The sequence below is a fragment of the Ruegeria sp. AB9 genome (assembly GCF_056542585.1).
On record NZ_JBQGAA010000033.1, the window covers coordinates 1 to 12028 of the forward strand.

Consider the following 12028-nt stretch of genomic DNA (forward strand, 5'->3'; position numbering starts at 1 on the left):
ATTTCTTCGGGCTTTGGTCTCTTGTTTGCCATTCGTGGTCCTCCGTTTCCTAAACATAACGGTGGACCAGTTCAGTTGGGGAGGCTCAGCGGTCTGGCAATGCGCATTCATTCATGTGATTCCCAAATCATTGCTGGTGAACTGAAAAACTTTCTACGTCGGGCGGATCACGGACAACTCTTTACGAACTCTTTTTACCGAGATTGCGGCACTCGGATTCACCATCATGCCAGCAATGCGGCTGACCAACTTAGCCTGAAGCCGGGTACGCTTGATGATACGAGCTGGTTGAAATCCACCCATCACGTGTTTGCACGAAGTGCGCAGCCGTGGTTTGTTTTTCCAAGTGATGCACAGGTTTTCGATACCGTGTCTCCGGATAGATCATGGCTTACATGCAGCGGCTGAAGTGTCGCTATATTTTGCAGAGCTTCCCCCTGTCGAAACGGTAGAGCCAGATCTTCTTGGATCAGAAATGCTTGACGACGGACACAACGTTATTGCGCGGGCCTGCGGTTTCCAGCCGTTACAGAACAGCGCCGTTCCATATTGGAAGAGCCATGAAGAAATCTCCTGCGGTAGCGTTTCTCGGTTTCCCTCAAAACAGTGTTGAAAAAATCAACAAACCCGTGAAAATTCCCTAAAATCCTTTGACTGATATTCCTATTGCGGTGCCAGTCTTGGCGGACCTTTTAGGACGACGGTTGTCTGTCAAAGGACAGAACGTCAACACAGACATGCGGGTAGGTGTCGAAAGAGAGACGTGGTGCCCGCCTCTCTTCCGTGTGGGAGCAGGGTTGTCAGTTACTCTGAGAAAACGTCCCCGGAAGGGCGCGGTGTTGTCGCGGCTTCGGCGGGCAGAACCGGATAGGTCACCGTCGGCAGGACGCCAGTCAGACTGTCCAGAAACGCAACCAGTTCAGCGGCGGTTTCATCAGAAATCTCTTCACCAAGCTGGCTTTCAGCCATGATCTCAACGGCAACTTTCAGATTCCAGACTTTTCCGGAATGGAAATAGGGGGCTGTCAGGCCGACGTTGCGCAGCGGCGAGGCGCGGAAAACATATTCGTCATCGACCGTTTCGGTGACGGCAAAGCGCCCTTTGTCACCCGCGGGCAAGATATCGGCACCCGGCTTTTCGATCAGGCCGAACGGATAGTAACCGTGCCCCCCGACATTGATGCCGGAATGGCAAGTAGAACAACCCAGATCCATGAACTTCTCAAGGCCCGCCAACTGGACGTCAGACATTGCGTTATCGTCGCCGTTCAGCCAGGCATCAAAAGGTGCGGGCGTGATCAAAGTGGCCTCGAACGCTTCAATGGCCTTGGCGAAGTTGTCGAAAGTCACTGGATCGGATTCGCCCGCAAACGCCGTTTCGAACCAGTCCACGTATTGCGGCATGGATTTTAACGTGGCGATGACGTTGTCCGGCGTGTTCGCCATCTCCACTCCGGCCTGCACAGGCCCCTTCGCCTGTTCTGCCAGATCAGCAGCTCGCCCGTCCCAGAACTGCGCCTCGTTGAACACCGAATTCAAAGCCGTCGGCGCATTGCGCGGCCCCCTTTGCCACCCGTGACCAATCGAGGTCTCCAGATTGTCATCCCCGCCTGTCGCCAGATTATGGCAACTGTTGCACGAAAAGACCCCCGAGGCCGACATGCGGGGATCGAAGAAAAGCGCTTTACCCAAGTCGATCTTTGCATCCGTTATCAGGTTGTCCTTTACCGCCGGAACGGTGGACGGCAGTGGCTTGAAAGTTTCCAGCGCGGTCTCGCGCAACTCGCTGGCGATGGCCGCCTGATTGCCGATAACAAATATCGCACATGCAAGCGTCAGTTTACTGGACATTTTATTCTCCAAAGTAAGTCGCGCGTTGTTTGGATATTGAGGCAGGCGTCAATTTGATCCTTTGATTTAGATCAATTCTAATATATGGTAACTGGAATGTGTAGGGAGATCTAGGGTTAGTTATTCGCGGCCCCGCCATGGTTTGGAGAGGCCATCCGAACATTTGTACGCATAGATTTGGCTGGACCTGTCCATCGCGGATGAACAGTAGTTCCTCCGTGCAACGAGATCTGGCTTTCGGTTGTTTATCGAAATCGGAAGAAAAATGCTTCCTCGATGACGCCTACACTAGACCTTCTGGACTCTGGACCCATAGCCGATAAATAACGAGTGAGAGCCTCCCCAACTGAACTGTTCCACCGTTATGTTTAGGAAACGGAGGACTACGAATGGCAAACAAGAGATCGAAGCCCGAAGAGATTGTCTCGAAGTTACGGCAGGTTGAAGTTCTGATGGGGCAAGGCATGTCCCGTCTGGTTTTGTCGCAAACTTCTCCCCTACCTGTCAGTCAGAGTGCGTTTCTGGCAGCGCGCACTGGAACTGGACAGGAGCAGGCGGTGACGATCTCATTTAAGGGGGCGCATTTTCCGAAAGACGTGATCTTGCACGCGGTTTTCATCTACCTGCGCTACGGTTTTTCATACTGGGATCTGGAAGAAATCATGGCGGTGCGTGGCGTTGAACTGGATCATGCAACGCAGAATCGTTGGGTCGGCCGATTTGCAGGCCTCATTGCTGAAGCAGTGCGGTATAGAAAGCGTCCCGCAGACCATTCGTGGCGCATGGATGAGACATATGTGAAGGTGAAGGGAGAGTGGGTTTATCTTTACCGAGCGATCGACAAACACGGCAAGACACTAGATTTCATGTTGTCCGAGCGCCGGAATAAAGCCGCAGCGACCAGGTTCTTCGCCCGCGCGCTTGAGGTGAACGGTCAACCGCGCAAGATCGTCATTGACAAAAGTGGTGCCAATACAGCTGGGATCAAGGCGATCAACAAGATGCTCAAAAGCTATGGCTGCCCGTTCCCGATCGAAATGGTCAGGCGGAAATGCCTCACGGATGTATTTGACAAGAACTTTTTGATGCACCGCGCCCTTGTCTTTGGGTGAGCTACTGAGGTGCGACGGGCTTTGCCATCGGAGACTTCTGTTTCCACTTTTTTACGAAACTCCGGAAAACCGCTTCCGCGTGACCGACAGCTTCTCTTTCCCGATCACGTACTGATTTGAGGCTGTAGTCGGCAGCTGAGCCTTTCGTTCTTCCACCGCGGTGAGACGGGTAGCAAGCCGTCAGTTGTAGCTTTCTGAGCTTCCAATCCAACAAAGCGGGACGGCTCCAGATGTATTCTTCGCCCTTGGAGAGCATGTGCCAGATGACCACTGTCAGCTTGCGTGCTGTTGCCACCGCTGCGATTTGGTTGCCTCGCTTTTCTCTGATCCTCCGAAAGAAGGCTCTATGTGGTCCTGGCGTACGGGAGACTGACCATGCTGCTTCCAACAGCATCGCCCGCGTATGTGACCGACCCTGCTTGGTGATGCGGCCGTGATAGGCAGCTTTGTCTCCCGATTGGCGCACCCGGGGGTTGAGACCGAAATAGCTGACGAGTTTCTCCGGAGACGGGAAGCGCCCGATATCGCCAATAGCAGCCAGAACACTCAAAGCAGCGATCATGTTCACGCCGATGATTGTCATCATCTGTTTCACGCGCGGCTCCTGAAGCGCTGTTTGCGCAAGGTCTTCATCGACCTGTTTTAGCTCGAGACCGAGGCGGTCCAGCTCGTCGGCATGGCGGAGGATGACACGGCGCTGGTCTTGCGCGACAGGTTGTGACTCCAGCCACTTCCTCCCGCGCTTAGTAAAGAGAGACGCGTTGTACGGCGGGATCAAATTGGCATGCAGCACCGAATGGATGCGGTTCTTGAGGCGAGTCATCTGGGAAACAAGCTGCACCCGTTCAGCCACGACCCGACGCAGCCGTTCCGTTTCTTCATCCGGCATCCAGACTTCTGGCAGAAAGCCACTGGCGTGAAGCTTCGCCAGAACACTTGCATCGATCTTGTCGGTCTTGACTTTGGTCCAGGCGATGACACGAACGAGCAGTGGGTTTGAGATGACAACACGGCTTACAAAGGGTGACAGCAGCCGCACTATGGCCTTTGTGTTGACTGTCGCTTCCAGAACGACCTCGTCCTCTACATTCAGCCGCTCTGCAAACTTCAGGATGTGCGCTTGCTCAAGCTCGAGGCGACCGGCATCCCGGATCTTGCCATTCTCCAGGATCGCCACCTGAGCGAAAGTGCGATGGACATCAAGGGCAATTATCTTCATGATGGGCTCCTTTCCAAGGTCAGTAACCAAAGGAGCCAGCGGGCCACACGACAACTACGGATTCGCGCTCGCAGCGCAACCGGGCAAGTCGAAGGGGTGATCAGATAATAACCCGAGATCGCAGCTCATGAGATACTTCGGCCTGCCCGCCATTCGTGCTCCCAACGCCCCAATCCCGGTGGATCAATTCTAATTCACATCAAGGCCTTCAACACCTCCGATTGGAGCGTCGAGCTCATTCATGATAATAACATTATTGAACAGGATTACCGTTTTATCAAACGTAGGATCAGGCCCATGCTCGGCTTTAAATCTTTTGATTCAGCGGCATCCGCTCTCGCAGGGATTGATATGGTCAACATGATCCGAACGGGTCAATCCACCCTGGACTCCGTCCGTTTCAACAGTTTGCGCAATTGGCAGGATAATCGACTCTCCTGCTCAACCTACGTTGCCTTCCAAGAAATTTGCGACAAAACCAAATTTAGTACATGGTTGGCCTTTGGTCCATCAAGATGATGGCCTCCGGTGCTGGCGGGCGATAGGCACAAACCGCGTGTGTTGTCTGGACTAGGTTAGATTTTCAACACGCGCATCAGGAGCGTTGCGCTTGACGGATTCAATACCATTGTCGCGTGCGGACGCGCTGGGATAGCTTTCGCTTGTTCCGAAGACCTGCCCATTGCTGGCTTTCAGGTTAAACATGTATCCACCCGACTTGGTTTCCTTTCGTTCGTACCTGTTGTCATTGGGGGCATTTGTCTTCACTGACGCAATACCGTTTTCCGCACTGGCCTTTTGAACATTGCCTTCACTGGCCAGAATGATTTCGCCATTACCGGCCTTCAGCAGAAACCGGTATTCCCCAGCCTTGTCTTCGAAGATCTCAAACTGCCCAAGCATATGATCTACCTCATTATTGTTGAGCCAAAAATCAGAACGATGTTGCAGCGTTTTGCAAAGGGTCACAAGGTAAGAGTCGCAGCGACCTTGACGTGATTCCGACCGGATTCCGATACAAATAAGGACATTGTATCACAGCTATGCGACCAGTACTTTTTGATTTTGTGCATGGCGCCGTACCAGATTGCTCATCTGTTTGCCTTTAGGTGGGACGTAGCGTGCTAAAGTGGGTGAGTAGTCTGGTGACGCAATCTCTGGAAAAAGAAAGAGAATTTCTTCATATGCTTCCTCGCCGACACTCTTCAACGCCATTGGTCCTGTGAACAAGCTTTCCGTTGGTGCGCCTTCTGCAAAGACTATTTCGTGATTGTCAAACAGCACGTGTAGATATGTGACCGATTGAGTGCTGTCATCAACGAAAACACCGGGCAAGGCGACAAGCTTGTGCGCAGGTATTAGAATTTCATCATCACCGAACATCCGTTTTGCGATCGGTGACCGGACAAGCATTCGATGTTGCGGCGAAACAAGCAGGTCACGGCAGGGCAACCCATCACCCAACGCGCCCGCGTTTATCCGAATTGGCCGTAACTTGGGTTTCAATGTCAGGTCTTCAGAATTCAAACTCCGGGATCCAATCCATCGAATGCGCTGAGGTCCATCGTCTAATGTCAGGACTTCATCACCAACGCTGAGGGATTCAATGGGGCGGGGGCCATCGATCGTTTCAAGCTTCGTGCCCGCTGTAAAACATGGGACAAGTGTGTCAACATCAACGTTGGGACCGTTGTCTAGGATAGGCCCAAATGTCAACGTTGTGTTGAGTGGCGGGATCGATCCGCCAATGAAGGCAATGAAGAAACCATCTTCGGCATTGACACCGTTGCTCGTTCCATCGCCGTTGATATCGTAGTCAACAATACCAATCTCGTATGTGTTGGTGCCATCGTTGATTTGAATTGTGTAGTCCCAAAAAATCGCATTGCCCAGATACGTTTGGGTTGGGTCATTTGGAGTCTCGTTTACGACGTTGTCACCATCGACGATGGTGCCATCTATGCCGTCCGTGATGGTAATCTGGCTATAGGCGCTGATCTCAAATGTTGAGCCAAATGTACCGAAGCCTGCCGCGGCATTGGTCATTGTCGTATCGGTACGAAAGGCTCCGAAGAGGTTTATGGACATCGGCTTTTCCTGCTTTCTTTTGTGCTTTTTGTTCGCTTGTCCGCGATCGCAACACTAACGGGATCTTCGAAGAAAAAGCCGGTCAGTGAACGGCTCCACCTTACTAATCCGACCTGATTTTCAAAGGATGGTCTGCGTCTGGTTCACGGGGAAAAGGCTGACTTTCATCGCATCTCCAAGTTTTGAGGAAAATGGCACTGAGACCGTTTTTTGCAAGACTATGGAGTTCCCTAGTCCCACTTCTGGGTCAACGCGGGGAGGCGAGAAAGGAGGAGGCCCCATCAAATCCGTGATCGCGGAGACAGGACGGCCTGATTGGCGTGGTTTCTACACAATAGCGACCTTGGCCTCCAGAAATGCCGCGACTTCGTCCTCGGTTGCCTTGCGTAATTTATGGGCCCTTGGGCATCTCTTCGGGACAAGGCCCGTCGCAACAGAGCTCCCTTTCCAATAGAGCACATGCGCTTCGCCGTTAATCGGGATCATGGTTACGTTGAGGGTTTCGCCAGCAGGGTTTTGAACCGTGGGGCAGGTTTGTCCGTCGCGCCATTGGGACAGCTTGAGCGCCCGAAAATCGCAGCCGTCCTGCGCCAGATTGCGCATCCGGTCATTTTCGTTCCAAAACACTTCCATATTCTTAGGGTCCTTTCCCCAATTCTGCTTCTGGCAACTATTGTTGGCACCGCCTGCCGGTACAAGCCAAAGACCACGTCACTCACGGATCTTTGTTTGATGTAGCAAAGCCGTCGACTGCCGAGACGTTTTAAGCTTTAGGTTTGGGGGGGCCTCACTGGCGTTAGCGGTGTCCCAATTGGGCAGGGGGTTATCGACTACGGCCGCAACTGACACTTCGGGATAGGGGATTACTTGCATCATTTAACACATTCGTCTTCAAGGTTCAGTTTCATTTCGATTAAAACCCGCTGAAGACGGGCTATTTCCTTCAGCAAACGCTTGGCCTCGGTCACTGTAATGACTCCGTCTTCAATCGACACTTGGTATTCGGCTATCAGTAAGCCGAACCTCCGGCTCAACGCGATAACATCTGAATGCACACCTCCAGAACGCGGGCCGATCGAGTTGTGCCCACTATATGAGAGTTTGATATTTTTCAGATCGGCCAATGCCGAAGTTACATGCGGATAACTAGCAGAGCTTTCGAGCTGTACGATTGTGTCAAGGGGCATGAACCGATCTACGTGCTCGGCATTGTCGGAGTAATACCGGCCTAGTGTTGCTTTGGACTTGCAAGTGGTTTCACATGCGATTGTGAGACCAACATCTTTAACCAGAGCTTCCGTGTGTTTCTTGAGATAAGATTCGATGTTCACCATGTTTCTGTTCACTCTGATTAGGAAACGGTCTAGGCCACGGAAACTGCTGCAGTTGTCAAGTAGTCTCTCCGGTTAGTCTCGGGTTGAATTCAAACGGGTTCTGAACAAGACTATGGGACGCAGAAGAACACCGATTTTGGTGAACCTGCAGCGCCCCCTTCCAGGGGGGTGGAGGGGAGCGCTGCTTAGGCCGAGGACGGCTTGCTTACGAGTGAGTGGCCCGTGTGTGTTCACGGTACCGGTGATACCCCCTTGGAGGGGTGCAAGTGCTTCCTCAGCCGAGTGTTTTGTTTTAGCTCCAACCATGGCAACATCTTGTGCAGAGGAAATTTCACCGAGTTTTCACTAATCTTAAATTTTCGAAAGGTTTTGACCTTTTGTTCCGTTGGTGATCGAGCGAGAACAAGAAGCTACTCACTTTTTGAACAGCGTCCGTGATCTTCGGTTGCCGTCGCCCCATGAGTGGATAACTCGTAGATCATGATTAGAATGTGTAGCGCCTAGGCCCAGACCTCGTCACTTGATATGAATGAATGTCACTCCATCCAGTCCATGTGCAACTGAGGCCATGCCTTATGCGCCTTGAACAATCAGGCAAGCTTCCGAGAGATCCCGGTTCTGGAAGACTTGAACTTCTTCTCTGGATACAACCGATGTGCATTTAAACTCTGTTTCTTCGGCATGAGCAACAGACGCACACATCGTCGTAGTTAAGTGTATTGCTCTATTTGTCATGGAATTTCCTTATGTTCCAGAAACGGCTTACGTGTTTGTTTGGGTTGCCGAATGCCCGGTGCGGAGTTTTCGTGCAATGTGCACTCAAGCGGCTATCGGGGTCCGCTCAAATCTCATTCGAACCCTTAGGCCCGGCTCATTGTCTTCTGCGATGATTGTTGCTCCATGGCGTATTGCAACCGCTTTCGCGAGCGCCAGACCCAACCCGTTTCCAACCTCGGATCGAGCGGCATCCACTCTGTAAAAGGCATCAAAGATCTTGCTGATCTGTGGTTTGGGAACTCCTGGTCCATTGTCAGTCACGATCAGTTCCACAGAATCAGATGTCGCCACCAGAGATACCCTGATCCACGAGCCCGATGGACAATACCGAAGCGCGTTGTTCACCAGGTTGACCAGCACCTGTTTAAGCATGCTTTCATCGCCGCGGATCAAGACAGTATCCGTGTTGAAATCCGCCGACAGAGCCTTGTCTTCATCTTCGGCCACCGGGAAGTAGGTTTCCACAATATCTTCTACCAACGCAGTTAGATTAACTGTCGAAAAGTGGTCCTGACGCCCACTGCCCTCAATCCGCGATATTCTCAGGATCGTGTCGAAGACGGCACTCAAACGCTTCAGTTCGCATTCCAGTTCGTTGAGCTTTGGTCTCGGGTCTCCGCCATACTCAACTTCGCTAAACACCTGCTGCAGTGCCAGAAACGCATGAGACAGGGGTCTCTTCAAATCGTGGGCAATTGTGACGGCCGTTGTTTGGGTACTGATAAGCAGGCTCGACAATCTGTCCAGATGGTGGTTCATCAGGCGGGAAACCCGGTCTATCTGGTCATTCGCGCTGGAAACCGGCAGCCGAATATCGGTGTTCCCCTGCGACACTAGATCGAGAGCGTGTTCGATCCGTTTGAGTTTGCGATAGCTCTGAGAGCTGACGTAATAGCCCAGCCCCAAAACAGTGGCAGTTGCCGAAAGCGTTAATAGCAATAGCCCTTCCGAAAGCACTGTTAATGCCTGATTGAGTGATGTCAGGCTACGTGCGACGATCGTGCGATAGCCAAGGTACTCGGAAGCGCGAAGTAGATATACAGGATCAGCCCCACCAATCTCCACGAAATCCGGATCCACTTCGTGCCAGCCATTCGTTTCGGGTGTTTTAGCGATTGATCCCGCAAGCACGGCATTGTGTTTGTCGAACAAGGCGATCATATGAAGCGCTGTCCGGTGAGGGTTGTTCAGGTGTTCGATTGCCCGCTGGACCGCTTCTGCTCCACCGTCCAGTAGAATTTCATGGAGTAGAGTTTCTTCTTCAAGAATTTGCTGCTCAAGATTGGAGCGGAGCTCGTCTTCCAGCGCTATATAGGCTGCGTAGCCAAAAACAGCAGTGATGATCCAGACCACCAAAGCTGCGTAACAAGCCGTCCGGAACGGGGCGCCGGAAAATATATTAGCGCGGTGCATGGAGGCTGTACCCAACATTTCGAGATGTGTGCAGAAGAGGCGTCTCAAAGGGCTTGTCAATCTTTGCCCTAAGCCGGCTGATGTAAGTCTCAATCACAGTTGAATTTGGGTCAAAGTTGTAGTCCCAGACCTGCTCCAGAAGCATAGTACGTGTCACGATCCGCCCGGAATTCCGCATCAGTACTTCCAGTAGTGAAAACTCGCGAGGTAACAAGTCTATTGTCAAATCCTGCCGTTTCACGACCCTGTTAAGCAGGTTCATCGATAAGTCGTGGACGTGAATCTCAGTCGTAGCTACGCCTGCAGAGCGTCGCTTGATAATGCTGTGCAAACGCGCCAAAAGCTCCGAAAAATGAAAGGGCTTAACCAGATAGTCGTCCGCTCCCTCGGTAAGCCCCTCAACTCTGTTCTCAACATCTCCAATCGATGTCAGGAACAAAACCGGCGTTTGCTTTCGGGCAGCCCGCAGCGCCTTTAGAATTGAAAGCCCATCCATTCCTGGTAACATTCGATCAAGAATGATTGCATCACATTCATTGTAAAGGCAGTAAGACAGCGCATCTCGACCATCTTCGTACCACTCTACGCTGAAGCCATTTTCTTGCAAGCCTGAACTGACAAAGTCAGCGATCTTCCTGTCATCTTCAGCAAACAGTATTTTCATTTTCACACCTTCAGCATCACTGTTGTTTTCGTCGCACAGAGTTACCGAACTCGCCGTCAAATGGATCCAACCATATCCAGAAGGCCGGATCCACTTAGCAACGGACGCGGATCAAAGGCTCAGCGTTTCTTCGACCGCTTTGACTTGCAGTCGTGCCAATCCTAAGTTTGCAGCCTTTTTATCCAGTGCGACATACACAAATATGTTGGGGCTCTTTTCCAACGGGCGAACCAGGTGAAACTGTTTGCCCAGTGTGATCAGAATGTCTTCGATTGTATCGTTGAGTTTCAGTGCCTCCATTGCTTGCAGCTTTGCACGGACAACTTCAACATTCGCGGCACCTGCAGTTTCCAAATCGAACTTGGAACCGCCTTCTGAGACAAGTATAAGGCCGGTTTCACTGTCGACCAGACACGCCCCCAGAATACCTTTGATTTCACTTAGTTTAGAGATGTCCAACGACATGATTAGCTCCTTTATTGCCATGGAAAAGTTGATTTGATCCGACCCAGGTGTTTGATCGTCTGGGTAGGTCTCAGCGTTTGCGGGCGGAATGGTGATGATGTGTCTTTGAATCAGGCCAAATCGTTTGTTCAACCTGCCAATCACAGAGGAAACATCACCCTTGGGCTTCAACATTTGCTATCCAATTCTCGCTGAGACGATTGACTTATGGCATTCATCGAGTGATTGGCCACATCCCAAGGATTGGGTGCGAAGAAACAATTGATCGACCAGCCCATCCTCCAGTCTGGGAAGAGCTCTGGTTTTCTGAACCGGACGGCGCTTATGATTTGATCGCAATCTAGAAAGGGGGGAGTCAGGGCTCTGACAACGATTGCGAACATTGCTCAGAAGCTTCACAATCGTCATAACGGCCAAGAAAAAACTTGGTGTACTCGGGACCGGAATGGCTAATGTAGCTTCAGAACTTATAAGGAACACCGTCCACATATGTCCTGCTTCATAGATGACACTCGCCAACCCGAATAACACTAAGCTCAACATAAGACCCAACCTCAGCACTCATTGATCTGTTGAGCTTTAGAGTATGGGTTTTTTTCAACAGCTTTTCGGGTTACTTAAATATCTGAAAGGTAATGAGCATCTAGGTTCCGAGCTTGTGGCTTAGTTGCATCCACTGTCTGACCGGTAGCAAATTCAAAATCGTTCCGCACATCCGTCGTAGGTTTCGCCAGGTTGTTGTCGTTGACACATCCAGTCATAGTGTTCATCAGCTGCAGGCTCGTGACAGCGCCGTTTCTACGGGTGTTTTGGATTCCTGCTGCCTGCCAGAATGGGCGGCGAGGCCCCGCTCTCCAGACATCCAGCCGCCGAGCGGAAGGTTATGCAGCACCAGCGCACGAAGGCCAAGGGAAAGCTCGATCCGCATCGCGCCTTCTTTGACGAGGCGATCGAGCAGATCGGCGCCATCCGGATGCTTTAACTGGCATTTGCCTTGCATGACGCAGTTGGCGTGCGCGCGCATGGCCGAACGCGGTGTGTGAGTCGACGCTGCCACTCTCAACAGATGGGTTGGCAAATATGCACCAATGGTTGCTACGCGAGC

10 protein-coding genes and 3 pseudogenes are annotated in these 12028 nt (G+C 51.7%); 3 read left to right on the plus strand and 10 right to left on the minus strand.

From position 1 onward, the window contains the following. A partial coding sequence (locus ACR0K5_RS24725) for a GFA family protein (RefSeq protein ID WP_480534971.1) occupies positions 1-408 on the plus strand: 408 nt, incomplete at its 5' end. 396 nt (positions 409-804) lie between these two features. Here the strand turns inward: ACR0K5_RS24725 and ACR0K5_RS24730 are convergent. Then, positions 805-1851, minus strand: a complete 1047-nt coding sequence (locus tag ACR0K5_RS24730) for a cytochrome-c peroxidase (protein WP_480534969.1) — start codon at positions 1849-1851, stop codon at positions 805-807. A 557-nt stretch (positions 1852-2408) separates the two neighbouring features. Between ACR0K5_RS24730 and ACR0K5_RS24735 the strand changes: the two are divergent. Continuing rightward, positions 2409-2930, plus strand: a pseudogene (locus ACR0K5_RS24735) (IS6 family transposase); the annotation flags it as partial. 34 nt (positions 2931-2964) lie between these two features. On the opposite strand, the gene ACR0K5_RS24740 reads toward ACR0K5_RS24735, so the two are convergent. Continuing rightward, entirely contained in the window at positions 2965-4182 is a 1218-nt protein-coding gene (locus ACR0K5_RS24740) for an IS110 family RNA-guided transposase (RefSeq protein ID WP_480534967.1), read from the minus strand. Between the two features lie 246 nt (positions 4183-4428). On the opposite strand from ACR0K5_RS24740, the pseudogene ACR0K5_RS24745 reads away from it, so the two are divergent. Further along, positions 4429-4610 (plus strand): annotated as a pseudogene (locus tag ACR0K5_RS24745) (DDE-type integrase/transposase/recombinase); the annotation flags it as partial. A gap of 142 nt (positions 4611-4752) precedes the next feature. Here ACR0K5_RS24745 and ACR0K5_RS24750 read toward each other — a convergent pair. The 8 genes and pseudogenes from ACR0K5_RS24750 to ACR0K5_RS24785 form a co-directional block, all read right to left on the minus strand. Continuing rightward, positions 4753-5085 carry a YegP family protein gene (locus ACR0K5_RS24750; protein WP_480534965.1) on the minus strand — a complete coding sequence of 111 codons (333 nt, stop codon included), beginning with the start codon at positions 5083-5085 and terminating at the stop codon, positions 4753-4755. A 138-nt stretch (positions 5086-5223) separates the two neighbouring features. Continuing rightward, positions 5224-6270 (minus strand): Hint domain-containing protein, encoded by a 1047-nt coding sequence (locus ACR0K5_RS24755; RefSeq protein WP_480534963.1) that lies wholly within the window; start codon positions 6268-6270, stop codon positions 5224-5226. A gap of 327 nt (positions 6271-6597) precedes the next feature. After that, positions 6598-6903, minus strand: coding sequence for a hypothetical protein (locus ACR0K5_RS24760; protein ID WP_480534961.1), 306 nt, complete (start codon positions 6901-6903; stop codon positions 6598-6600). 239 nt (positions 6904-7142) lie between these two features. After that, a complete protein-coding gene (locus tag ACR0K5_RS24765; RefSeq protein ID WP_480534959.1) occupies positions 7143-7604 on the minus strand; it encodes a phage regulatory CII family protein in 462 nt (153 codons plus the stop codon). Positions 7605-8423: 819 nt separating this feature from the next. Beyond that, positions 8424-9734: a HAMP domain-containing sensor histidine kinase gene (locus ACR0K5_RS24770; protein WP_480534957.1), complete on the minus strand. Its 1311-nt coding sequence runs from the start codon at positions 9732-9734 to the stop codon at positions 8424-8426. A 46-nt stretch (positions 9735-9780) separates the two neighbouring features. Next, the gene (locus tag ACR0K5_RS24775) at positions 9781-10458 is read right to left on the minus strand and encodes a response regulator (protein ID WP_480534955.1); all 678 of its coding nucleotides are present in this window, start codon (positions 10456-10458) and stop codon (positions 9781-9783) included. Between the two features lie 111 nt (positions 10459-10569). Beyond that, positions 10570-10923 (minus strand): roadblock/LC7 domain-containing protein, encoded by a 354-nt coding sequence (locus ACR0K5_RS24780; RefSeq protein WP_480632189.1) that lies wholly within the window; start codon positions 10921-10923, stop codon positions 10570-10572. A gap of 769 nt (positions 10924-11692) precedes the next feature. Next, positions 11693-12028: pseudogene (locus tag ACR0K5_RS24785) on the minus strand (hypothetical protein); the annotation flags it as partial.

Bases quoted from the DNA above. Each gene is read 5' to 3' on its own strand.
- ACR0K5_RS24760 (WP_480534961.1), bottom strand. From the start codon at position 6,903: ATGGAAGTGTTTTGGAACGAAAATGACCGGATGCGCAATCTGGCGCAG.
- ACR0K5_RS24765 (WP_480534959.1), bottom strand. From the start codon at position 7,604: ATGGTGAACATCGAATCTTATCTCAAGAAACACACGGAAGCTCTGGTT.
- ACR0K5_RS24755 (WP_480534963.1), bottom strand. From the start codon at position 6,270: ATGTCCATAAACCTCTTCGGAGCCTTTCGTACCGATACGACAATGACC.
- ACR0K5_RS24775 (WP_480534955.1), bottom strand. From the start codon at position 10,458: ATGAAAATACTGTTTGCTGAAGATGACAGGAAGATCGCTGACTTTGTC.
- ACR0K5_RS24780 (WP_480632189.1), bottom strand. From the start codon at position 10,923: ATGTCGTTGGACATCTCTAAACTAAGTGAAATCAAAGGTATTCTGGGG.
- ACR0K5_RS24740 (WP_480534967.1), bottom strand. From the start codon at position 4,182: ATGAAGATAATTGCCCTTGATGTCCATCGCACTTTCGCTCAGGTGGCG.
- ACR0K5_RS24730 (WP_480534969.1), bottom strand. From the start codon at position 1,851: ATGTCCAGTAAACTGACGCTTGCATGTGCGATATTTGTTATCGGCAAT.
- ACR0K5_RS24750 (WP_480534965.1), bottom strand. From the start codon at position 5,085: ATGCTTGGGCAGTTTGAGATCTTCGAAGACAAGGCTGGGGAATACCGG.